Source organism: Picosynechococcus sp. PCC 8807 (assembly GCF_001693295.1).
In the GTDB taxonomy this organism is placed as follows: domain Bacteria; phylum Cyanobacteriota; class Cyanobacteriia; order Cyanobacteriales; family MRBY01; genus MRBY01.
In genome coordinates, this window is the sequence record NZ_CP016483.1 from 2,277,071 (window position 1) to 2,300,501 (window position 23,431).

A 23,431-nucleotide genomic window follows, 5' to 3' on the forward strand; every position below is an offset into this window, starting at 1 on the left:
TTAATTAGGAGCATTACCCTCTACAAGAACAACGTCGCCAGTGCTCGGATCAAAAACAACAAAAGACTGACCACCATCGCCGATATTGTTTGCTTGAGCAATACCAGGATTAGTATCGTCGCCACCTTCAAGGACAGGATTCGGTGCTACGTTACCAGCGCCAAGTGCTTCGGAAGAGGCAATACTGTTGACTGTAATGTCTCCAGAACCACCCAGTGCATAAGCTTCAGTCGTGGCGATCGCTGGACCTGCAACATCCACCAAGACAATAGTTCCAGTTCCAGGGATTCCCTGACCAGTGGTGACATCAGGAGTTTGACCTTCCTCAATAGGATTACCGCTACCATCTGTTGCTACTTCTTGCAAAATAACATTGCTAATATTGCTTCGGACAGCGACAGCAGCAGATTCCTTACCGACAGCGGCAGCAACAGAAAGGCTAGTCAGATCACCAGCATCAAAAGTGGCAGCGGCACCGGCGGCGATCCCACCTTCACCAGCTTGGGCAGTGGAAGCGAGACCGAGGGAGAGCGCACTAGCGGCGGCTAAAGCAAAAGAAAATTTTTTCATGGATTTAGGATATTTCTAAGTTGAGTTGATTGTTTTGTCATGCCTAGCAGTGACCTAATTGATAGGAAAAAATCACTGCTAGTTCTGAAGACGTAAGTATATAAGCAGAAGAGCGAACAACAAGGGATAAAGTATCTAAAAGCCATCACGACTTTTAGCATTTAATCTTGTCCCCTTAGACAATATACCCATTTATCATAAAAATACAACAGCATTTGAGCTTTGTGTTCATATCTTAAATTTTTGTCTTTCCCAAAAAATGATTTCTTGCTGTGAGTCCATCTAAGATATTGCTTTTTTCAGCAAATTTAGCTATCTTCTGGCGAGAGACATCATTGATACTGTTGTTTTGATAAGGTCATCTTGTCGATAACTCAAATTTAACATTGTGAAATATTATCGAGTAATCTCTGCCTTGAATTTTATCGATTGGCACAGCAAAATAGTGTTGAGCTAAAAGCAAAGCCCAACTTCAGGCCCGGTTGTATTACGCCGTACTACTTTTGTGTTTCTGTTGTAGATCTTTCTAGTGACCATCTATTTTTTACAATCCACAGCAAAATGACCTTGCCTAGATCTCGCCCCATTCTCCGTAGCCTTCTTTGTGCGATGGCCTCCACTCCTTTCGCCACCCTCGCCGCCGCAATGGAAGCGACTAATGTCAGCGTTGATAATTCCCTTGAGCAGGTCAATTTATCCCCCACTTCTGCACCAGAAGCCCAAGCAGTCCAGTCTCCAGCAAAAGTTTCAACCGTAGTTCAGAATACTGTCCCTGGGCCTAATCCAAAGCAGCAACTCATTGCCCGCGCCCCTGCCACCACAGCACAAGATGAATCAAAGCCATCAGCCGAAGCTCCTCCAACAGAACAACTAATTGCCCAAGTCCCTACCACAGGTAGCTCTGGAGCCCCAGCAACAGGTCTCTCGTCGGCTGAGTTAGTCCAGTTAGCCCAGCTCCTTTCGCAGCTCGGCGATCTCTCCGCACTCCAAGAGCAACTCAGTAATATCCAACAAGAGTTGAGTGAAATTCGATCGGTGGTTCGTGATCTCCAACAGGAGAGTGTCATTAACTCTCAGGCCCCCCCTCGCTTATCTGAACCAATACAGCAGCAAGAGAGGGTTGCGACGAATCAAGAAAATTCGCGTCCTGTAGCAACATCGTCACCAGTTCCTAGTACAGAAGCCAGCACAGAAACAGACAGTGACGTCGCGCAAATTCCTGTTCCAACGCCAGATCCAACTTTAGAAGAAGAGACACCAGCCCCTGAGACTGACGATTTTCTTCAAAAAATGCCTCTCAACCGTGTTAATCCCTTAATCACGACACAAAATCTGGATGGAACACCGATTTCTCATTTTTCCGATTGGGAAATTGCCGCATCTGGCCTCCTGTCCGATTCCACAACGAGCGATGTGAATGTAGACGGCTTTGCTCGGCTGGATTCTGACATTTTCCAAGGAACAACCGCTGATAATGTGGCGGTGACAGATTTTCGGGGAACTTACGTACGCCTGCGATCTGCCGTCCAAGACCGGGAAGTGGAAACTGAGATTGATCAGCCTGTAACTCTGGGGGGCTATTTATACCAGTTCACCCTCACAGGAGGGTGCGACATCCTTGATCCCGGAGGAGGCGGTAGTGACGAGACTTGTAGTTTTTTACCCCCGGTTGCCTTCGATCCCCAAAGCTATGACCCAGATACCCTCCTCCCCGGTCGGCTCCTAGATTCGGGTATTGCTTTTGGTGGGGTCGTTTCAGAAGAAAACTTAGCCTTTATCAAGCAACCTGGTTTCCAACGAGGATTACCCGGTCAAGAAGTCGGTATTGAACTAAACGTACCCAATTCTGGAATTGTTGCCGTTGGTCCAGAGACAGGTCGCCAGGGCCAAACCATTCGTCGCGAAAATTTAGATAATACCTACAGTGTTGGGATTGCCAATGTACGGCAAGTGCTCAAGCAAAATGACCAGGAAGCCGTTTTAGGGCGAACAGTACGCGGGTTTGCCGCGATTCCCAACGATGAAGATTTTGGCCTCGATAGTGCAGTGCAGCTAGCAACCTTACTCTTGCCGGATGTTGACCCAGCCCTAGAAGGGGGAGATGCACCACCAAATCCGAATGTTAATGCTAACTTGTTTAGCGCTGCGAACAATTCTCGCTTACCTGCCAATAGCTTCACGGCTTACCAAGGGAGTGTTTCCCGTGCAGAAAGCGTTACGGATCTAAGTACTCCGCCAGAGGATATTCCCGCAGCAACCTCGAACAGTTTTTGGGTCGGTCTTTCTCCTGTGGTTGATCGTGAGATTGAAATCTTAGAAGATGGCAGTCGTTTTAAGGATTTTAGTGGGCCGCGTCTGGTGGCAGCCGCTTATGGTGAAGGGGGAGCCACAGATGCAGATAATCTGAGTGCCCAAGTAGCAGCGACATTACTCAACGAGGTTGGTGGTGTTGATCAGCAGCTATTGTTGGACTTTGATGATATTCAGGATGCCTATACTCAAATTGGCTTGGCCTTTTTTGAGCGGGATGCAACACAAATCATCAAAACTCGCTATAGTGAGCGAACAAATTATGTGCCTCACCTTAGCTTTACAGGCAACCGCACAGATAATCGCAACCGGACTCGCTACTATCTAGGGGCTTTAATAGATTACACAGCTGAGGAGACCCAAGACTGGCTCAAGGCCTACGTCGGAGGCGATTATCGCTATCAAAATGTGAATGCTGGGGTGCGCGCAGAAGTGGGCGGCATTGGCTACCTCAACCCTGACAAAGACTACTACAGTCGTCTCTGGGGCAATGTTGCAAAAACTTTTTCGGCAAATAATGGCAATTCGTTTACTTTAGCGGCAGGCTTGGATTACGCGATTGACCAAGATCAGCAGATTGGCGATATTTTTGTAGGTTCGACCGGGAGTCGAGCAACGGTAAGTGCGGCGGCCCGACTTGGGGATGTGACTTTATCGGCAGATCAAAATTTCGGCGGTCTTTTGCCCAATTCTGACGAAAGTAATTTGACGCTCCGGTTAGGAACTCAATTAGGAGATAACTTCTCTCTGTCTGGTTATTACACACCTTTTGATGAGGATACTGTGGTTGCTAGATATGGTGTGAACGCAGGGATTAAATTTGGATCTTTTTACAATAGTCCCAGCTTAGTCTTTGGTTGGAGTCAGGACGAGTATAAGTTTGCCACAGGAACTTTTACGGATGATCGTTTCACGGTCTCCTTTAGCACGGGTCAGCCTAATGCTCCTTTTGTGACGGGCACTCGCCGCTAGTTACTTTTGAGACTAAGTTGCTATTGGGGTAGGCCCCAATGATTGATACGTTCCGTTAACCAATTGCTATTTTGCCAATCGGTTACTGTTTCCTGGAGGGCTTGGCTTAGGCTTTGGTGTTGTCTTCCCTTGGGAAAGGCGATCGCCAAGGGATTTCCCGTGAGCCAAGCGGGGAGGAGTTGATATTCTGAATATTCCTGTACCCAACCCGTGAGGACGGAATGATCCCCTGCAAAGAGGGCGGTTTCGTTATTTTCGAGGTAATTTAACGCCTCTTGGTAGGAGTTAACGCCAACGAGAGTGACTCCTGGAAAATAGGCGCGCACGGCGGCGATCGCCTCGGAACCTTCCAGGACAACGACCCGTTGATCACTGATTTGATTTAGGGATTGGATCTCGCGATCCCTTGTCACGAAGCCAATCCCATCGAGGTAATAGTAGGGACTAAAATTCACCAGCCGTTGACGGGAAGCATTGAGACCGAGTTGGGCAATGACGAGATCCACTTCCCCGGTCAGCACCGCATCGAGGCGTTCCTGGTTGGTGAGGGGAATCAATTCTACTGCTTGGCGATCGCCTAATAATTCCGCCGCCAGTTGGTGCGCAATATCGATTTCCAAGCCCTGTAAATTTCCCGCTTCATCCCGAAATCCCAAGGGCCGCACATTTTCCTTGACCGCGACCCGGAGAATCCCCCGTGCTTGGATGGTTTCGAGGGGCGTTGCTTGGGTTAAAGATGTTGACCCGAAAAAGAAGCTAGCGGCGATCGCCAACCCATATCCAAATACTCCACCGCGCGCCATGAGTTCCCCCTAACAAAAAAACCCCAGAATGGCTACTCTGGGGGCTAATTCAATTCTTCACTTTTAATAATGCCACAACCGACGAAATGGTGTTACTGTCTAGGCACTTTTTGCCACTTCAACCACCTGGGCAAAGGCTTGGGGGTCAACAACAGCCAGTTCAGCCAGCATCTTCCGGTTGATCTCAATGTTCGCTTTTTTGAGTTGGTGGGTAAGTTTGCTGTAGCTCAGACCATTCAACCGAGCTGCGGCATTAACCCGCACGATCCACAGACGACGAAAATCACGCTTTTTCTTGCGGCGATCGCGGTAGGCATTCCGGAGTGCCTTCATGACCTGCTGGTTTGCAGTGCGGAAGAGCTTGGAGTGGGAACCCCGGAAACCTTTCGCTAACTTAAGGATTTTTTTACGACGCTTACGGGCGACGTTACCGCGCTTTACTCTTGGCATAAACTTTACCTATATATAATTTAAGTAATAAAACTCTCGATTTTTCAGAAACCAGACAGTTTCTACCGTTCGTTGTCTCTAGGCGTAGGGAAGCATCAGACGAACATTTTTCTCATCGCTCTTGTCCACGAGGGCCATCCCAGACAGACGACGACGCTTCTGTTCTGCGCTCTTATGGTTCAAAAGGTGATTCTTAAACGCTTTGCGACGGGCGATTTTCTTGCCGCTGCCAGTCAGCTTAAACCGTTTCGCAGCTGCACGGCGAGTCTTTAATTTAGGCATATAAGTTTCTATAAATCGACACAGCTTACAATAATACCTCGTTTATGCCAAATCCTTCAAGGCCCATGGCAGTTTGATTTGGTTTACGAATCTAGCCCCGAATCATTAGCTACCTAAATGATGAACCCTAGCAAGTTCGCCTAAAATTCGATAATGTGAAGCGATGTAAAGTTGTCCTAAAAAGCACCGTGACTAACCTAGAAGCCGTCTCCGATCAAGTCCGTACCACCACGACCCCACCGCCCCGTCAACGCTTTGAACTCGCCCATCTTTGGGGTGATACCCTCGGTGTTTTTTGGGGGGACTGGTTAAAGTTGCGGGTGCGCCTCAAACAGGTGGCAGCAACGGGTTTGGTTTCGCCACTCATCTATATTTTGGCCTTTGGTCTGGGACTCGGTAGTGCCCTAGATCAAGCGATCACTCCCCCCGCCGGGGATACCTACCTAGAATTTATCTTGCCGGGGATGGTTGCCCTGTCTTCGATGACCATTAGTTTTGGGGGGACAACCTTCTCGATCTGTGGCGATCGCCTCTACAGCAAAACCTTTGAAGAACTGCTTCTTTTGCCCGTTCATCCCCTCGCCTTACACCTAGGGAAAATGATGGCTGGCATCCTGCGGGGACTGATGACGGCAGGGTCGGTGCTGATTGTGGCAATCCTTTTTACGGGCAAAGTTTTTAGCTTTATCAATCCTCTGTTTATTCTGTTACTGCTGTTGAACTGCGCTGTGTTTGCGGGGTTAGGGGTGATTGTCGGTCTACGGGTCAAATCCCTGGAAAGTGTGGGGATTTTTAATAATTTCTTGATTGTGCCGATGTCCTTTTTGGGGGCGACCTTTTTCGACCCGGAAACTTTACCCCGTCTGTTCCGGGCGATTGTCTATTGCATTCCCCTCACCTACACCACCACCGGACTGCGGGCGGCGGCCTATTTACCCCTTTCGGAATTTCCCTGGCACGCGATTCCCATTTTGGCAGGGGTGGCGATCGCCCTAGCCTTTGTCGGTGCTTACCAATTTTCCCACCAGCGGGATTAAAATCATGACCTGGCAAACGGTGACAGGCTTGCTTACACGGGGTCATCAAGTGGCTTCGGGGCAAGCAAAAAACAGTCCCTATGAAGCGGGTACCATTGCGCTGCAAACACCTCATTTTCGGAACCTGGGCCTAGATTTATCCGGCTATTTCCCCGGCACCCTCAATATTTCCATTGCGCCCAAAACCTTTACTCTGATTCAACCCCGTCACACGTTCACAAATCTGCAATGGCACCCGGATTTTTCCCCAGAGACCTTTTCTTTTAGTCCCTGTTACATTGAGCACCGCCAGCAGCGGTATGATGGCCTAATTTATTACCCGCACCCTGAAACGAAACTGGGTCATTTCCAAGCCCCTGCCACCCTCGAAGTCCTTGCTCCCCTGATTCTGGATCTCACCTATGGCGATCGCCTCCAGTTATCGCTGCACCAGGCCGAGGTCAGGATAGAATAGGCGGCAAAGACGGCTGCACCGTTGATTTCTCTCCTCCCGCATCCATCCCCCCTAACCCCTTTGAAATCTATGCAACTGTCCCCTTCTCCCAGTGGTGAATACTTTTGCCTGCAAACCCTCGATCTATATGACGACGCCGAATGTCAGTCCCTCGGTACCCAAGCTGCCGCTGGTCGTCGGGTGCAAATGCTCAATAAAGAAACAGACCAGGCTGTGCGGGTGATGACCGTCGAAGATGGCTACTGTACCTGGCTCAAAAAAGCAGATTTACAACACCTCGAAGTCGCCGAAGAACCCTACGAATTTGTCCCCGTTGATCGCCCGGAAATCGAAGCGCGCATGGAAAATATTTTGATCTTTGCCCACGCTGCAAAGCGGGTGAGTAATACCTATCTATGGGGGGGCACTACTGCGCCGAATTATGATTGTTCTGGGTTTATCCAGGCGGCCTATGCTTCCCAGGGGATTTGGTTACCGCGCAACTCCTATCAACAGGGGGATTTCGTGGAGCCTATCTCCCAAGAAGAACTGGAACTCGGCGATTTGATTTTCTTTGCCAAAGAGCAACGCATTGATCACGTCGCCCTCTACCTCGGAGAAGGCTATTATATCCATAGCTCCGGCATCGAGATGGGCCGCAATGGCATTGGCATCGATCGCCTCTGGGAGCCGTGGGACATGATTAGTCGCGCCTACCACCAGACCCTCTGTGGCTTTGGTCGTGTCATGGAAAGTTACGCCCCACCGTCCTTAGCCTGTCAAATTTAACCACCATTGATGTCTAGCCCTGCCCCGATTACCGAAGCGCCTGCCACCACGCAAACCCTGTCGATTGTGGTGCCCATCTACAACGAAGTGGAAAGTCTGCCGCACCTGATCCAGGCGATCGCCTCGGTGATGCAAGCCCACAACTATGCCTACGAAATTATCTGCGTGGACGATGGCTCTAAGGATGGCTCCACGGCACTCTTAAAAAAATTAGCCACCGAACGGGAAGACCTACGGGCAATTATTTTGCGGCGTAACTACGGCCAAACCCCAGCGATGGCAGCAGGATTTCAACACGCCCAAGGGGAGATTATTATTTCCCTCGATGCAGATTTACAAAATGATCCGGCGGATATCCCCAACCTGCTCCAGAAAATGAACGAAGGTTATGATCTCGTCAGCGGTTGGCGCAAAGAACGGCAGGACAATCAATGGACACGGCTGCTTCCTTCAAAAATTGCCAATGCCTTGATCCGGCGGGTGACGGGGGTCGATCTCCATGACTATGGCTGTTCCCTCAAGGCTTACCGGACAGAGATTTTAGCAGATCTCAATCTCTATGGGGAACTGCACCGCTTCATCCCTGCCCTAGCGTTTATTGAGGGGGCGACCATCGCCGAAATCCCGGTGCGGCACCATGCCCGGCAGTTTGGCAGCAGTAAATATGGCCTAGACCGGACGTTTCGGGTATTGCTCGATTTGCTGACGGTGTGGTTTATGAAAAAATTCCTCACCCGCCCAATGCACGTTTTTGGCTACCTCGGTATTATTTTTATGCTCGTTGGTTTTATGCTGGGGGGCTATTTATCTTTCCTCAAGATCTTTTTGGGCCAAGCGATTGGCGATCGCCCTTTGTTGCTCCTGGTAGCGATCCTTTTATTAGCCGGGGTGCAACTCTTTGGCTTTGGTCTCTTGGGGGAACTGCTGATCCGCACCTACCACGAATCCCAGGGGCGGCCCATCTACCGGGTTCGTTCGATTGTCGGGCAGTCTAAACATTTTGCCTCTCACTAAAAAAACTCTCCATTCCAGAGACAGAACAGAGAGTTGAGTGATTTTTATTTAAAAAATCCTGGGCAATCTAGGCCGCAAACTTAATCTTCAGGAAATCTTCCTCTATCTTTGCCCCAGAGGGTTTTAACGCTGCGAGGGCTTGGGGAAGCACAAGGTTCCGACGGTGGTTACCGATACGAATATTCAGTTCATCGCCCGTTTTATTGAGCTGGATTTGCTCCTTGGGAATACCAGGAAGATAAAGTTCGAGGCTGTAACCGCCATCCCCTTGGATCATCCGCACCGTATCTTCTTTGTAATAGACCTGGGTCGGATCTTCCTCGCCATAAAGGGTTTCCTTGAGTCGTTCGAGGGCCGCCAAACCACATAATTCTTCCTGATAAAGGGGCACTTCCTTCACGGGCAGAGGGTGGAAATTGTCGTGAATTTCCTGCTTATAGGTCTGTTGATTGTCTTTCCAGTTGGCAAAAAACGGATCATTCACACTGTCGGGGATAATCCGGTTGGCCACCACCATATCCGTCGAAACGTTGTATAAGCTCAGATAGGCATGGGCGCGGAGGGATTCTTTGATCACCATCCGCTCAGGGTTTGTGACCAGGCGCACGGAAGTAACGGTGTTATCCGTCAGCACTTTTTCGAGGGCTTCGATCTGCTCATAAAATTCATAGGGCGCATCCATTACTTCTTTGTTAGGCAACGAAAAACCCGTGAGGGGCTTCCAAATGGGTTCAACGAGGGGACGCAACGCCACGGACATCCCTTGGAGGGGCTTATAGAAGCGACGCATATACCAGCCGCCCACTTCCGGCAGACTCAATAAACGTAAAGCTGTGCCTGTAGGGGCCGAGTCGATGATTAAAACATCATAGGTGCCTTCGTCGTAGTGGCGTTTCATGCGCACTAGGCCAAAAATTTCATCCATGCCCGGCAGAATTGCGAGTTCCTCTGCCTGGACACCATCAAGGCCGCGCGCTTGGAGGACTTCGGTAATGTAGCGTTTCACTGCGCCCCAGTTGCCTTCGAGTTCCCGCAGGGCATCGAGTTCTGCGCCCCAGAGGTTGGGTTTCACTTCGATGGGGTCGTGGCCAAGCTCTACATCAAAACTATCGGCGAGGGAGTGGGCAGGATCGGTACTGAGCACTAGGGTACGATAGCCCAACTCGGCACAGCGGAGTCCTGTAGCTGCTGCGACAGAGGTTTTGCCGACGCCTCCTTTTCCCGTCATTAAAATTACGCGCATGGTTGCGTTTGTCCTTTGCTGAGAGATTTTTACATTTCTTTACTGATTATCTCCCATTGTCTCTGGTTTTCGCTATGGATCGACTTTTGAGGGGTAATGAAGGGAGGAAAGGCGATAGTGAAGGGCGATCGCCTTTTATTCGATTAAATTTTGAACAGTCAATAAAACTACTCGCCTCACCACGTAACGTATTTCATCTCAAGGGGAAATAACTTGCAGTCAGAAAGTCGATCTTCGTCCAACACTTGAACTAAATACTCGCCTGTATCTTGTAGCTCTTCAATATCCTCATCATCGATCCAAGATTGGAGCATAGCAATAGTGATGGCTTGTTTTTTCTAATTTGATTTATTCACGAAGAGTTTCCCTTCCGCCGAGCCATTAGCTTGAACTACTGATAGAGAAATTTTGTTGCCGTCGCCTGGATCTAGAGTAGCAGAAGTTATCATTGCCTTATCACTCAACAGATGATTCTTGAAACCCACTTCTAAATACTCAGTACGAATGAGCACTGTGTAAACCATCCTTCTGATTTCATACCTGTCTGCTTGTTTACCCTCAAGTTGTAGATTACTTACAGATAATGGCCATTCGACAAGAGCGTCCTTCCCTAAGTTTTCTAGGGTCTTATAAATCGAAAGCATGTTGGATGACATGTATTTCTTGATTTGATTAAGAATATGTAAATCAACTTTCGCTACGAAGCTTTTCATATCCATCACTTCTGGCTCCATCTCTATCTCGGGGGGATGTGTACTCATGAAATAGATCTTGTCATCAGGAGCAATTTCTTCTTGAAACGGCGGATCGGTGACAAACAGAAGCTTAATGACCTGCAAGTGCTGATTAACCATTCCTATGCCTAGTTTGACAAATTGCTCAGGCCAGTTAGTTTCAGAAGCCTCTTCGAGAGACATCGTTACTATCCTATTGAATTCTGCTTTTTGTTGGGCAGTTTGGGAGAAGCCTGAACTCGAAACCGCAATTACCTGGTTAACTTCGAGATTCTGGTACTTACCGATTAGGTCATCAATCCATTGAATATCATCTTTGCGCGACCGATCTCGACATTCGAGAGCTATACGTATGGTCGCCATTCCTCCATTTGCTTCGATCAGTACATCTACTTCTCGTGAGACTTTGGCATCAAGGCCTTTCTCGTATAGCTCGGCGGATTCTTGCACAGTAGCCCCCACAGGAGCAACTTGCTCCGCAATGTAGGTGACAAGCTTCTGAAACTGATTCGATCTCTTTGGCATTATTGTTGAGACTTTCGTTATCTGTAGCCGCTCAACTAAGAGCTTACACTGCACTACGGCCTGCGGCGTAATTACTTGATTTTACATAAGATATATCTCAATTTTTTGGATGGTTCTAAATACAACACAAAACCTGATAGCTCGCACAAACAGCAAACTGTATTGAGTAATATAACTTCATCATATGATTATGAATAGTCCCAAAGCTACATGAAATTCTAGGCTGCATCTATTTTCACTGAATGATTAATCGGAAAATCTATGACTACCAAAAATCCCCGACTTTTTGAAAAAGTTGGGGATTTATCCCAAAGTAATCGTAAATTTAGTTGGTTTCTGGGGCCAGCATATCGAAGTGAATACCTGCTTTTTTCCAGAGGCTGATCGCATAGCGGAGACGATCAACAGGCGCGATCAAGCTCATCCGCACATAACCTTCTCCACCAGCCCCAAAAGCACTGCCTGGAGTCACAACAACCCCGGTAGTTCGCAACACATAGAGCGCAAAGTCCGTGGAATTCATACTCGGCGGACAGGGCACCCAGAGATACATCGTCGCTTTGGAAGGTTTAATATTCCAGCCAATTTCCCCCAGAGCTTCAATGAGGGCATCTCGCCGTTCCCGGTAACGCTCCTGCACCCCTTGGATATAACTATCCGGTAGTCCCAATGCTGCTTCTGCGGCCTTTTGGATTGCTGAAAAAATGCCGTAGTCGAGGTTGGTTTTGAGGGTGCGCAAACCTTGAATAATGTCCGCATTCCCCACCACAAACCCGACGCGCCAACCTGCCATGTTGTAGGTTTTTGAGAGAGTATGAAACTCCACGCCGATCTCGTTCCCTCCAGGAATTTCGAGCAAACTGGTGGGCTTGTAACCGTCAAAAGAAAGCTCCGCATAACAAAGGTCATGGACGAGCATCACCTGATACTTGTGCGCCCACTCCACCACTTCCTCAAAGAAAGACCGAGGCGCAGTGGCGGTGGTGGGGTTGCTGGGATAGTTGAAGTAGAGAATTTTGGCTTTTTTCGCCACTTCTTCGGGGATGCTGCTGAGATCAATCACCCAATCCTGTTCCGGCTTGAGGATAATTTCGTGGATCTTTGCGCCGGCAATTAATGGGCCGCGAAAATGGGCCGGATAGGCGGGACTCGGCACCAGCACCGTATCCCCTGGATTCACGTAGGCAAGGGCCAGGTGAGCAAGACCTTCTTTCGATCCCAACAGAGGCAAGGCTTCACTATCGGGATTGAGTTCAACGGCATAGCGGCGTTTGTACCAAGTGGCGATCGCCTTACGAAAGCTAGCAGTCCCCTCAAAGGGCGGATACCCGTGAAATTGGGCCGTCTCAAAGGCGGCGATCGCCGCATCAATGGCTTCTTGTGGGGCGAACCCGTCTGGATTACCCATCCCCAAATCAATTAAATCAATACCCTGTTCCCGTGCCCTTGCTTTCAGCTCATCTAACCGGGCAAACACATAGGGCGGTAAAGCACTGAGACGATCTGCTCTCGTAATCCAATCTACACTCATCGAAGCCGGAAAAAATAGATAAAGGTATAGCCTATCATCATCGCACCGATAGTCCCCAGGATGTATTTTTCCTTAAAGAATTGCCGCCGAATTCGCTTACCATGGGTCTGCCCACCCTTTTAAAGACCTATTCCCTTGAAACGTCGTCCCCGTTCTAGCTATTTCCAGTTATTGCCCTATCTTAAGGCCGAGCGGCTCACCATTGGCCAAGCCCTCATTTGTACCGTCGGCTTCACCGTCTTTTGGCCGATTTTGGCGATCCTGGCGGGTGATATGGCCAACGACATTGGTGCGGGGAATATCCAGGGCATTGTTAACTTAGCAGGCCAGGCGGCGATCATCTTTCTCATCCGGGGGGCGGTGCAATACGGCCAAGATACCCTAATGGCCAAGGCCGCCCTAAAAATTGCCCTCCAACTCCGCACCCAGGTTTATGGCCACCTCCATCGTCTCAGTTTGAATTACTTTGAGGGGGCAAAAACCGGCGATCTCTCCTATCGCCTCACGGAAGATGTAGACCGAGTTGGGGAAGTAATTAACAAGATTTTCCATCAGTTTGTGCCCAGCATTTTGCAGCTAATCGTGGTGCTGGGCTATATGTTCTATGTCAACTGGCAACTCACCCTAGCGGCTTTGATCATTGGGCCATTGATGGCGATTTTGATTGGTTCTTTTGGGGAGAAACTTCTGGATTTTTCCCGCCGCAGCCAAACCCGCACCTCCAACCTTTCCTCTCTACTGACGGAAGTGTTTAATGGGATTCGTCTCGTGCAAGCCTTTGCCGCTGAAGATTACGAGCTGCAACGGTTCACCGAGGAAGCCGAACAAAACCGTCGCGCTAAGTTCCGCACTGCCCAGATTAAAGCCTTGCAATTTGTGGTGGTGGGTTTCCTGGAAGCGATGGCGGTGATTTTTCTGTTTTTCTTGGGAGGCTGGCAAATTGCCCAGGAAAATTTAACGGCGGCAGAGTTCGTCAGTTATGTGGCAGCAGTGGCCTTGCTGATTGACCCAATCCAAATCACCACCAGCAATTTCAACGAGTTTAAAGAAGGGGAAGCCTCCGTTGATCGGGTATTTGAACTGATGGCCGTGCAGCCAACGGTTTTAGAAGCAGCCGATGCCCAGACATTGCCCGCTGTGACGGGAAAAGTAGACTATCAGAATGTTTCCTTTGCCTACGAAGCAGATAAGCCCGTTTTAAAAAATATCAATTTGACAGTGCAACCGGGAGAAATGATCGCCTTAGTGGGATCGTCGGGGGCGGGCAAAACGACCTTAGTCAATTTATTACCTCGTTTTTATAATCCGGTGGCCGGAAAAATTTTCATCGGTGGCATTGATACCAGCACCGTCACCCTCAAAAGTTTGCGCCAGCAGATCGGCATTGTCCCCCAGGAAACGGTACTTTTTTCCGGAACGATCGCCCAAAATATTGCTTTCGGTCAAACGGAATTTAGCTTAGAACAGGTGGAGGCGGCGGCCAAAATTGCCAATGCCCACCAATTTATCTCGGAATTTTCCCAGGGCTACCACACCTATGTGGGGGAACGGGGTGTTAATCTCTCTGGTGGTCAACGGCAACGGGTGGCGATCGCCAGGGCTGTTTTACTCAATCCCCGCATTTTAATTTTGGATGAGGCCACCTCTGCCCTTGATGCCGAATCCGAAGCTCTGGTACAGGAAGCCTTGGAACGGATTATGCAAGACCGTACCGTGTTTGTAATTGCCCACCGGCTGGCCACTGTCCGCAGCAGCGATCGCATTATCGTTTTAGACCAAGGGGAAATTGTTGAATCCGGCACCCACGAGGAATTACTCGCCCACCAGGGTCGCTATGCCCAATTCCATGCCCAACAGTTTGCCTAAATGGTAAGGGCAATTTTTCCTGTGCTGGAACCCTGTTCGATGATTTGGTGGGCTTTTGCTGCTTCAGCCAGAGGAAACGCTTGGCCTAGGTGAATATTGAGTTCCCCGGCCTCAAACCATTGGGTACATTGCCGCAGAATATCGGCCTGGTGCATTTGTCCGGCCACATCCCCAGTAAGCATCGGTGTTAGCATCAGTTCTAGGCTAATCCGTAAATTTTTTAGCCGGGCCTGTTTGAGATTGCCAAGCTGAAAATCTGGTTCGAGAATTGTCACCAAATCGCCGTAGGTTTTCACCGCTGGCACTGTCTCCCAAAAGACTTGGCCGCCGACAGTATCAAAAGCCACATCAACCCCAGCCCCGTCGGTTAACTTGTGTATCGTTTCGGCCACATCCACGTCGCGGTACAAAATTGCTTCATCGGCGCCATATTGCCGGGCCAACCGCGCTTTGTCGGGGGTACTCACCGTCGTGAAGACCGTTGCGCCCCACAGTTTTGCCAGTTGAATTGCCATATGGCCCACACCACCCGCTCCGGCGTGGATCAGTACTGTTTGGCCAGACTGCAACCGGGCGCGATCGCCTAAAGCTTCCCAGGCCGTGATCAAGACGAGGGGAGCCGCTGCTGCCGCCGCAAAGGATAAATTTTCTGGTTTTTTCGCAATGAATCGGGCATCGACCACCGCATATTCGGCGTAATTTCCGGTGCCTGCTTTCCCCAATCCGCCATCGCAGAAATAGACAGCATCACCCACGGCAAAATTTTCGACATCGCGGCCCGCCGCCTCAATTATCCCGGCCCCGTCACAACCGAGAATTGCCGGGAGGGGATCATCATAAAACGTGCCTCGACTACGGACTTTTGTATCAATGGGATTCACCCCCGCCGCCTGGAGTTTCACAAGGACTTGCTGGGGGGTTGTGATTTGCGGCTGCGGCACCTCAATAAGCTGGAGGACATTGGGGCGCCCCGCTGCGGTCATGGCGATCGCCTTCATTGCGGATTTTTAAAAACTAAACTGCGATTTCAATCTAAATCAGATCATAACGGTGACAAACCATCGCAAACACCGCCGCCATCAGGGTAATCCCCAAGGCGATCGCCGGATGTTGCCCCTGGCCCACCGCAAAGGAAGTGGCCACCCCAGCCCCTAAACCAGCTACAAGGCCAGCTTGGATATAGTCTTTTTTAGTATTGCCGTTATACATAGGAATTAATCTTGAAATGGACGAATTAAAGCGTTTTAAAAGGATTTTCCAACGGGAATTTCGCCCTTCAAATTAACACCCGAACTTTGCGGCCTCAGCGACCACGCAATTAAGGTTTAGATTTAGCGACATTTCTTAATAAGCGCGGCGATCCTTTAAAATATGTAGCGAAAGAAACCTTAAAATAATTGTTAAAATCCCCCCTATGACCACCTCCTATAAAGTAGAGATTAAACATCGCGGCAACACCTACACCATCGACGTTTCAGAAGATCAAACGATCCTCGATGTTGCCCATGCCAACAACATTGATCTCCCCACCTCCTGTGGTGCTGGGGTCTGTACGACCTGTGCGGCACTGATTACCGAAGGCAGTGTCAGTCGTGAAGAGGGGATCGGGCTTTCTCCTGAGCTACAAGACGAAGGCTATGCACTGCTCTGCGTTGCTTACCCCCGTTCTGACGTCAAGCTAGAATCAGATAAGGAAGAAATGGTCTACGATCGCCAATTTGGTAAGAGCGCCTAAGTTCTTTCTCCACTTCAACCCATCCAATTCGGGGAGTGATTCCCCATTTTTTTTAGCTGAGATCCGTATGGTTACTGTGAAACCGCTGCCTCACAAACAGTTCAAGTATGTATTGTCCCGTTGGCGTCGTTGGATCCGGTATTGGTACCTCAAAGTGTTACGGCAAGAAGGCACACCAGAGGCGATCGCCAGGGGTTGGGCTTGCGGGGCATTTGCCGGGAGTTTTCCGCTTTTCGGTCTCCAGACAATCATTGGCCTACTCTTGGCCACGGTTTTTAATGGCAACAAACTGACGGCGGCGGCGGGTACCTGGGTGAGTAATCCCCTGACCTATGTGCCCATTTTTTACTTCAACTTTCAGGTGGGAGAAGTGCTGCTCCAACAGCCGATCACCTTTGATGAAGCCCAGCTAGAATCCTGGTCTGATTTGAGTCTGGCGGGGATGAATTTTATCAGCACCCTATTTATCGGCTGTACGGTGGTTGGTGTGGGTTTGGCGGTGGCGGTCTATTTTCTCTCCCTCTGGCTAATATATCGTTGGCGATCGCTCCGGGCGACCCGGCAGTTCCAGCGGCGACAACCACCCCATGACCATCATCGATAGAAAATTACTCAATCAACATCTCAAGGATTTTCCTGGGGCCTCGTTCCCCGACAAGCGATTCCTCAAGCCAACATTTCTTTTCTTCCCAAGCCCATGGCATTCTTGAACTTTGCAAAACCCGGTTATCCCCTCGTCCTGGCGGCCTTTAAGGACAATCCAGAACAGGGACACCGTCAACTCATTAACGCCCTCCATTGGTTGGAGCGATCGCCGGATTTGCTTTGGAGTCGCCTGGCAAAGGAGCAGATGGTCGCGGAATTTTGCGTCCAAGATCCGCGCTTAAGCCAGACCCTCTGGGGCCTCGATTTTCCGAATCCGGTGGGACTTTCGGCGGGCTGTGATAAAGATGCAATGGCGGCAGGGATGTGGTCGCGCTTTGGTTTCGGGTTTGCGGAAATGGGCGCAGTGACGCTCCATGCCCAACCGGGAAATCCCCTGCCAAGGCTGTTTCGCTTACCCGCTGATCAAGCGGCCCTTAATCGTTTGGGCGCAAATAACCTAGGGGCCGCTGTGATGGCGAAAACCCTAGGGGAAAGTTGGCAAATCGAACCCCGCACTATTCCCATCGGCATTAACCTCTGTAAGTCAAAGGTGACGCCCCTTGAGGCCGCAGCCCAGGATTATCTGGGGAGCTTTGAGGCATTGCAAGCGGTGGCCGATTACTTTGTGGTGAATGTGAGTTCTCCCAATACCCCAGGCTTGCGATCGCTGCAAGGTGGGGAACAAATTCAACCGATCCTTGAAGCACTTCAGCAAGCAAATACAAAACAACAGCCGATTTTTATTAAAATTTCCCCAGATCTCGACTGGGAGGCGATCGCCAATATCGTAAAAATTGCCCAGGACTATCAACTTGCTGGGATTATTGCCACCAACACCACCACCAGACGCGACGGCCTCAAGACTCAAATCCTTGAAAAAACTGGCAATCCCGTCACCGAGGAAGCGGGGGGGATCAGTGGTGCGCCGGTACGTCAACGTTCCACCGAAGTAATTCGTTTTATCTACGAACAAACCCAAGGCAGCTTGCCGATTATCGGTGTTGGGGGGATTTTTACCGCTGACCATGCCTGGGAAAAAATTACGGCTGGCGCGAGTTTGTTGCAGCTTTATACGGGCTGGATTTACAAAGGCCCCTGGATTATCCCCAATATCCTCCGGGGTCTGCTGGAAAAATTAGAGACCCACAATCTCAATCACATTTCCGAGGCGATTGGGATGGCCAACAAGCACAACTAGCAAATTACTGTTGACTGCCATCTGTCTATGGCAAGATAGGAGTGATTTTTTCGGACATGATTCTATGTTTCGTCGCTCCCAACGTCGTCATCCGTTCAAGACTTATATTGCGGAACCTCTGGTGAATGCTTTGGCCCCCTGGTGGGGGATCGATTGGTGGCTCATGACAGTCACCGTTGGCCTCACGGTCTTGGCTGGTCTGGCGATCCGCAGTGCCCAGCTCAATATTGGTTCGACGGACTGGTGGCAACATTGGGTCACTGGTGGTGTGGGTCTAGGGGTTTGTTTGGCGATCGCCCGTTCCCGTTACCAAACGATGATTGTCGGCCATTGGTTAGTGTATGGCCTGAGTATTCTGTCCCTGATCGCTGTGTTATTCATTGGGGTGAGTGCCAACGGTGCCCAGAGCTGGATTAATGTGGCGGGCTTCCATGTGCAACCCTCGGAGTTTGCCAAGGTGAGCCTGATTCTTTCTCTGGCGGCGACCCTCCACCAAGATACGGCGGCACGGCTGCCCATGTTACTGAAGGTGTTTATGATTGCGGCGATCCCTGGCAGTCTAATTTTGCTCCAGGATCTTGGCACCTCGCTGGTTTTCGGGGCGATCACCCTGGGAATGCTCTACTGGGCCAATGCCAATTTCGGCTGGATTCTCCTGATTATCTCGCCCATTGTGTCGGCTATTTTGTTTGGGGTTGCTTTTCCCGTCTGGCTGATTTGGTTTGGCTTAATGGGCCTGACGGCTTGGTTAACACTTCCTTGGCGCTGGCTCGGCACTGTTGGGGCAATGGCGGGCAATGCGATCGCCGGGGTCGGGGCTGGCATCCTCTGGAATATGCTCCAACCCTACCAAAAAGACCGTCTCACCCTTTTCCTCAATCCAGAACAGGACGCCCTTGGGGGCGGCTATCACCTCATTCAATCGCGCATTGCGATCGGCTCTGGTCAACTGTGGGGCACGGGTCTTTACCATGGCTCCCAAACCCAGCTTAACTACGTCCCGGAACAACACACGGACTTTATTTTTTCGGTGGTTGGCGAAGAATTAGGCTTTATGGGGGCGATCGCCGTGATGTTTTTATTTTGGCTGTTGTGCCTACGCCTGATCCGCATTGCCTGCAAAACCGAGGATAATTTTGGTTCCCTCATCGCCGTCGGGGTGCTGTCGATGGTGTTGTTCCAGGTCTTGATTAATGTCGGTATGACCATTGGCATTGCGCCCATTACCGGGATTCCCCTCCCCTGGCTGAGCTATGGCCGATCCTCTCTCCTCACCAATTTCATCGCCATTGGCCTGGTGCAGTCCGTCGCCAACCGCACCCCCTAGAGGTCCCCAAAGGCATCTAGTACCGCTTCGAGGGCGATCGCCGCGTGGGTGTAATGGGTGCCCCCCTGACAAAAGACAATATAGGGCTCCCGCAGTGGCCCATCCGCCGATAACTCCGAGGTACTGCCATCAATAAATGTCCCCCCAGCCATCACTAAATCACTGGCATAACCGGGCATTGGTGCTGGCACTGGATCGAGGTAAGAACCGATGGGTGAAAATTTTTGCCAAGCTCGACAAAAGGCCAACAATTTCTCCGGAGAACCCAACCGAATCGCCTGAATCACATCCTGGCGTTTTTCTAGGGGGTGGGGCTGCACCTCATAGCCCAAGTCAGCAAACACCGTGGCCACTAAATGAGTGCATTTCACAGCCTCAGCTACCATCTGGGGCGCAAGAAATAATCCCTGATATAACAGCCGATTTTGATCATAGGTTGCCCCCCCGTGACTCCCAATGCCCGGTGCCGTAAGCCGACAGGCCGCTTTTTCAACCAGATCTGCTTTACCCGCTAAATAACCGCCACCCGTGACAATGGTGCCCCCCGGATTTTTGATGAGTGATCCCGCCATGAGATCCGCGCCTACGGCGGTGGGTTCCTGGGTTTCGATAAATTCTCCATAGCAATTGTCCACAAAGCAAACGGTGTCCGGATTTTGGGCTTTGACAATTTCAACAATGCGCTGAATCTCAGCCGTAGACAGACTCTTGCGCCAGGAATAGCCACAGGAACGTTGAATCAACACCAGCCGTGTTTTTGGCTTTACTGCCGTTTTGAGGGTTTCCCAATCGATTTCTCCCGTGGGGGTGAGTTCTAACTGCCGATAGCCAATGCCAAATTCTGCCAGGGAACCTTGACCTTCCTCCCGCAAACCAATCACTTCCTCAAGGGTGTCGTAGGGGGCACCCGCCACGGCGAGCATTTCATCGCCCGGACGCAAGACACCGTACAAGGCAGCGGCGATCGCATGGGTTCCTGAAACCAACTGCACCCGCACCAGAGCCGCTTCTGCGCCCATCACCTCCGCATAAACTTGATCGAGGGTATCCCGCCCCAGATCCCCGTGGCCGTAACCGCTGACACTGCTGAAATGGTGGACGCCCACCCGATATTTCTGAAAGGCTCCCAAAACTTTGCGGAGATTGGTTTGGGTTTGTTGGTCAATGGCTTGGAAGGTGGGGGTCAGGGTGGCGATCGCCCGGCGAACAATCTCAGCAGAATTCATAAAAAAACGAACAGCAAAAAATTAAGAGCGAGCCAATCATACCAAGCCCCCAAACTTCTAACCTAGGGAATGGACGCCCCGATAATTCCGCGCTAAAATTCAGCAAATCTTGATTAAATTCGTAAATAAATGTTAAATTTAAATCTGATTTAACGAAGAAAATACCCGGTTACATCTAAAAGTAAAGTAAAGTTTAGAAAACACCCAAGCGCTATTTCAGCCCAAAGTTCCGAATTTTCAAGATTTTTGTGCTTCGCTTTGAAAGACTTCTCCGACGATAGGCACTGTCTTTCTAAAGTGTTCTTATCTTCCCTTTGCTGAGCCGTGCTTGTGTTTATCATGTAGGACAGTGGAAAAAATACGGAGCCTCCGCATACCATGTCCCACAGTACAATTTCCAGAAAGGATATTTCATGACTGTTGCCACTTCCCAAAAACTCCCCCTAGATTGGACAACGATTATCTATTTCAGCTTGATCCATCTAGTCGCCCTCCTTGCCTTTTTACCCGGTAACTTTAGTTGGCAAGCCGTGGGCGTCTTTTTATTGTTTCACTGGATTACCGGCGGCATTGGAATTACCCTAGGGTTCCATCGCCTCGTGTCCCACCGTAGCTTTGAAGTACCAAAGTGGCTTGAGTATTTCTTGATTTTCTGTGGCACCCTCGCCTGTCAGGGGGGGCCGATTGACTGGATTGGGCTACACCGCATCCACCACAAACATTCTGACAACACACCCGATCCCCATGACTCCAATAAAGGCTTCTGGTGGAGTCACATCGGTTGGATGCTGTTTGAAATTCCTGCCCGTGGCGATATTGATCGCTACATCAAAGACATTAAGGACGATCCTTTCTATAATTTTTGCCAAAAATACATGGTTCTCATCCAGGTGGCCTTGGGTTTAGCCCTTTATGCCTGGGGAGAAGCCTGGGTCGGTAACGGCTGGTCTTTCGTGATTTGGGGCGTGTTTCTCCGCCTTGCCGTGGTTTTCCACTGTACCTGGTTTGTGAATAGTGCCACCCATAAATTTGGCTATAAAAGCCATGAGTCCAACGACCACTCCAAGAACTGCTGGTGGGTTGCCCTTGTCACCTACGGCGAAGGTTGGCACAACAATCACCATGCCTATCAATATTCCGCGCGCCATGGCCTCAACTGGTGGGAAATTGATATGACTTGGATGACAATTCGTTTCCTACAAGCCTTGGGATTGGCCAAAAATATTCGTCTCGCTCCGGCCAAGTAACAAAAATAACGACCATCCTGGAAAGTTAAGTTGTTGTAGATGTCCTTTGAAAAGGGGGCATCTTTTTATTTTTGGCTTTTGGCAAGACTCATTACTTCTTGGATATTGAAGAATCTATATCTATGCCGCCCCAAAGCCTCGCTCCAATGCCGTGAACAACGGTGTCATTTAGGGGCAAGATCAAGCCAATTTCAAGGGTCTTAGGGGAGTGAGGGCGGCAAAAATATTTGGCAAAATCAGCCTTTATCCCCTAAAATGGGTTATTAAGAAAGGTAAACTTTTCTCACATTTGTCTAGATTCACTATCATTTTTTGCCTAGAACCTAGACGAAAGTAAGGTGTTTCATCAAATAAACACCCGAAATTATATGTAATTTTTTGTTGCTTACTATTTTGGAGACTTCGTCCTTATGACTATTGCAGTCGGACGCGCGCCCCAGGAACGAGGCTGGTTTGATGTCCTCGATGACTGGTTGAAGCGAGATCGATTTGTCTTCGTCGGTTGGTCCGGTATCCTCCTGTTCCCCTGCGCCTTCATGGCTCTCGGTGGCTGGTTGACTGGTACCACCTTCGTTACTTCTTGGTACACCCACGGATTAGCATCCTCTTATCTCGAAGGGTGTAACTTCCTGACTGTTGCTGTATCCAGCCCTGCTGACAGCCTCGGTCACTCCCTCCTTTTCCTCTGGGGCCCCGAAGCCAACTGGAACTTTGCCCGTTGGTGCCAACTCGGTGGACTCTGGAGCTTTGTTGCCCTCCACGGTGCTTTTGGTCTGATCGGCTTCATGCTGCGTCAGTTTGAAATTGCCCGTCTGGTGGGTATCCGCCCCTACAATGCGATCGCCTTCTCTGGCCCCATCGCGGTATTCGTCAGTGTATTCCTGATGTACCCCTTGGGTCAGTCTAGCTGGTTCTTTGCCCCCAGCTTTGGTGTCGCTGGTATCTTCCGTTTCATTCTGTTCTTACAAGGTTTCCACAACTGGACGCTCAACCCCTTCCACATGATGGGGGTTGCAGGGATTCTCGGTGGTGCGCTGCTCTGTGCGATCCACGGTGCAACGGTAGAGAACACCCTATTTGAAGACAGTGACCAAGCAAATACCTTCCGCGCTTTTGAGCCGACCCAGGCAGAAGAAACCTACTCGATGGTGACCGCGAACCGTTTCTGGTCTCAGATTTTCGGGATTGCGTTTTCCAACAAGCGTTGGTTGCACTTCTTCATGCTGTTTGTGCCGGTGACTGGGCTATGGATGAGTTCTGTGGGGATTGTGGGTTTAGCATTGAACCTGCGTGCCTATGACTTTGTATCCCAGGAAATCCGCGCGGCGGAAGACCCCGAATTTGAAACGTTCTACACGAAGAATATTCTGTTGAACGAAGGTATGCGTGCATGGATGGCACCGCAAGACCAAATTCACGAACAATTTGTATTCCCTGAAGAAGTTCTACCCCGTGGTAACGCGCTCTAAGAACATTTTTCAAAGATTCAATTGT

General features: G+C 50.0%; 22 protein-coding genes. 12 read left to right on the plus strand and 10 right to left on the minus strand.

From position 1 onward, the window contains the following. Positions 1-570, minus strand: coding sequence for a hypothetical protein (locus tag AWQ24_RS11075; protein WP_065716836.1), 570 nt, complete (start codon positions 568-570; stop codon positions 1-3). A 609-nt stretch (positions 571-1,179) separates the two neighbouring features. Here AWQ24_RS11075 and AWQ24_RS11080 point away from each other — a divergent pair. Next, positions 1,180-3,852, plus strand: a complete 2,673-nt coding sequence (locus AWQ24_RS11080; RefSeq protein WP_157096860.1) for a hypothetical protein — start codon at positions 1,180-1,182, stop codon at positions 3,850-3,852. Between the two features lie 20 nt (positions 3,853-3,872). Here AWQ24_RS11080 and AWQ24_RS11085 read toward each other — a convergent pair whose 3' ends face one another. From AWQ24_RS11085 to rpmI, 3 genes are all read right to left on the minus strand, one after another. After that, positions 3,873-4,655: a transporter substrate-binding domain-containing protein gene (locus AWQ24_RS11085; protein ID WP_065716838.1), complete on the minus strand. Its 783-nt coding sequence runs from the start codon at positions 4,653-4,655 to the stop codon at positions 3,873-3,875. 99 nt (positions 4,656-4,754) lie between these two features. Next, positions 4,755-5,105, minus strand: coding sequence for a 50S ribosomal protein L20 (rplT, locus tag AWQ24_RS11090; protein WP_012307780.1), 351 nt, complete (start codon positions 5,103-5,105; stop codon positions 4,755-4,757). Between the two features lie 78 nt (positions 5,106-5,183). After that, a complete protein-coding gene (gene rpmI, locus AWQ24_RS11095; RefSeq protein WP_012307781.1) occupies positions 5,184-5,387 on the minus strand; it encodes a 50S ribosomal protein L35 in 204 nt (67 codons plus the stop codon). Between the two features lie 188 nt (positions 5,388-5,575). Between rpmI and AWQ24_RS11100 the strand changes: the two genes are divergently transcribed. The 4 genes from AWQ24_RS11100 (at position 5,576) to AWQ24_RS11115 (ending at position 8,660) form a co-directional block, all read left to right on the plus strand. After that, positions 5,576-6,424: an ABC transporter permease gene (locus AWQ24_RS11100; protein WP_012307782.1), complete on the plus strand. Its 849-nt coding sequence runs from the start codon at positions 5,576-5,578 to the stop codon at positions 6,422-6,424. Between the two features lie 4 nt (positions 6,425-6,428). Next, positions 6,429-6,878, plus strand: a complete 450-nt coding sequence (locus tag AWQ24_RS11105) for a hypothetical protein (RefSeq protein WP_065717364.1) — start codon at positions 6,429-6,431, stop codon at positions 6,876-6,878. 69 nt (positions 6,879-6,947) lie between these two features. Beyond that, positions 6,948-7,646 carry a C40 family peptidase gene (locus tag AWQ24_RS11110; protein ID WP_030006592.1) on the plus strand — a complete coding sequence of 233 codons (699 nt, stop codon included), beginning with the start codon at positions 6,948-6,950 and terminating at the stop codon, positions 7,644-7,646. Between the two features lie 9 nt (positions 7,647-7,655). Next, a complete protein-coding gene (locus AWQ24_RS11115; RefSeq protein WP_065716839.1) occupies positions 7,656-8,660 on the plus strand; it encodes a glycosyltransferase family 2 protein in 1,005 nt (334 codons plus the stop codon). Between the two features lie 67 nt (positions 8,661-8,727). On the opposite strand, the gene AWQ24_RS11120 is transcribed toward AWQ24_RS11115, so the two are convergent. The 3 genes from AWQ24_RS11120 to AWQ24_RS11130 form a co-directional block, all read right to left on the minus strand. Beyond that, complete coding sequence (locus AWQ24_RS11120) at positions 8,728-9,903, minus strand: TRC40/GET3/ArsA family transport-energizing ATPase (RefSeq protein ID WP_012307786.1); 1,176 nt, start codon at positions 9,901-9,903, stop codon at positions 8,728-8,730. A gap of 338 nt (positions 9,904-10,241) precedes the next feature. After that, positions 10,242-11,099: a restriction endonuclease gene (locus AWQ24_RS11125; RefSeq protein WP_198161461.1), complete on the minus strand. Its 858-nt coding sequence runs from the start codon at positions 11,097-11,099 to the stop codon at positions 10,242-10,244. A gap of 388 nt (positions 11,100-11,487) precedes the next feature. Further along, complete coding sequence (locus AWQ24_RS11130) at positions 11,488-12,693, minus strand: aspartate aminotransferase (RefSeq protein WP_065716841.1); 1,206 nt, start codon at positions 12,691-12,693, stop codon at positions 11,488-11,490. A 135-nt stretch (positions 12,694-12,828) separates the two neighbouring features. Between AWQ24_RS11130 and AWQ24_RS11135 the strand changes: the two genes are divergently transcribed. Next, positions 12,829-14,559: an ABC transporter ATP-binding protein gene (locus AWQ24_RS11135; protein ID WP_065716842.1), complete on the plus strand. Its 1,731-nt coding sequence runs from the start codon at positions 12,829-12,831 to the stop codon at positions 14,557-14,559. Here the strand turns inward: AWQ24_RS11135 and AWQ24_RS11140 are convergent. Next, entirely contained in the window at positions 14,556-15,557 is a 1,002-nt protein-coding gene (locus AWQ24_RS11140; RefSeq protein WP_065716843.1) for a zinc-dependent alcohol dehydrogenase family protein, read from the minus strand. The genes AWQ24_RS11135 and AWQ24_RS11140 overlap by 4 nt on opposite strands. A gap of 34 nt (positions 15,558-15,591) precedes the next feature. Next, positions 15,592-15,768, minus strand: a complete 177-nt coding sequence (locus AWQ24_RS16450; RefSeq protein WP_012307791.1) for a hypothetical protein — start codon at positions 15,766-15,768, stop codon at positions 15,592-15,594. Positions 15,769-15,973: 205 nt separating this feature from the next. On the opposite strand from AWQ24_RS16450, the gene AWQ24_RS11145 reads away from it, so the two are divergent. The 4 genes from AWQ24_RS11145 (at position 15,974) to rodA (ending at position 19,464) form a co-directional block, all read left to right on the plus strand. Then, the gene (locus AWQ24_RS11145; protein ID WP_065716844.1) at positions 15,974-16,294 is read left to right on the plus strand and encodes a 2Fe-2S iron-sulfur cluster binding domain-containing protein; all 321 of its coding nucleotides are present in this window, start codon (positions 15,974-15,976) and stop codon (positions 16,292-16,294) included. Positions 16,295-16,361: 67 nt separating this feature from the next. Further along, complete coding sequence (locus tag AWQ24_RS11150; protein ID WP_012307793.1) at positions 16,362-16,898, plus strand: DUF2062 domain-containing protein; 537 nt, start codon at positions 16,362-16,364, stop codon at positions 16,896-16,898. Between the two features lie 93 nt (positions 16,899-16,991). Beyond that, the gene (locus AWQ24_RS11155) at positions 16,992-18,137 is read left to right on the plus strand and encodes a quinone-dependent dihydroorotate dehydrogenase (RefSeq protein ID WP_062435336.1); all 1,146 of its coding nucleotides are present in this window, start codon (positions 16,992-16,994) and stop codon (positions 18,135-18,137) included. A 64-nt stretch (positions 18,138-18,201) separates the two neighbouring features. After that, positions 18,202-19,464 (plus strand): rod shape-determining protein RodA, encoded by a 1,263-nt coding sequence (rodA, locus tag AWQ24_RS11160; RefSeq protein WP_062435339.1) that lies wholly within the window; start codon positions 18,202-18,204, stop codon positions 19,462-19,464. Here the strand turns inward: rodA and AWQ24_RS11165 are convergent. Continuing rightward, a complete protein-coding gene (locus AWQ24_RS11165) occupies positions 19,461-20,690 on the minus strand; it encodes a methionine gamma-lyase family protein (RefSeq protein WP_065716845.1) in 1,230 nt (409 codons plus the stop codon). The genes rodA and AWQ24_RS11165 overlap by 4 nt on opposite strands. 413 nt (positions 20,691-21,103) lie before the next feature. Here AWQ24_RS11165 and AWQ24_RS11175 point away from each other — a divergent pair, with 413 nt between their 5' ends. Both AWQ24_RS11175 and psbD read left to right on the plus strand, forming a co-directional pair. Next, positions 21,104-21,937, plus strand: a complete 834-nt coding sequence (locus AWQ24_RS11175) for an acyl-CoA desaturase (RefSeq protein WP_041443588.1) — start codon at positions 21,104-21,106, stop codon at positions 21,935-21,937. A gap of 410 nt (positions 21,938-22,347) precedes the next feature. Continuing rightward, the gene (psbD, locus tag AWQ24_RS11180; protein ID WP_012307174.1) at positions 22,348-23,406 is read left to right on the plus strand and encodes a photosystem II D2 protein (photosystem q(a) protein); all 1,059 of its coding nucleotides are present in this window, start codon (positions 22,348-22,350) and stop codon (positions 23,404-23,406) included. Positions 23,407-23,431 lie beyond the last annotated feature (25 nt).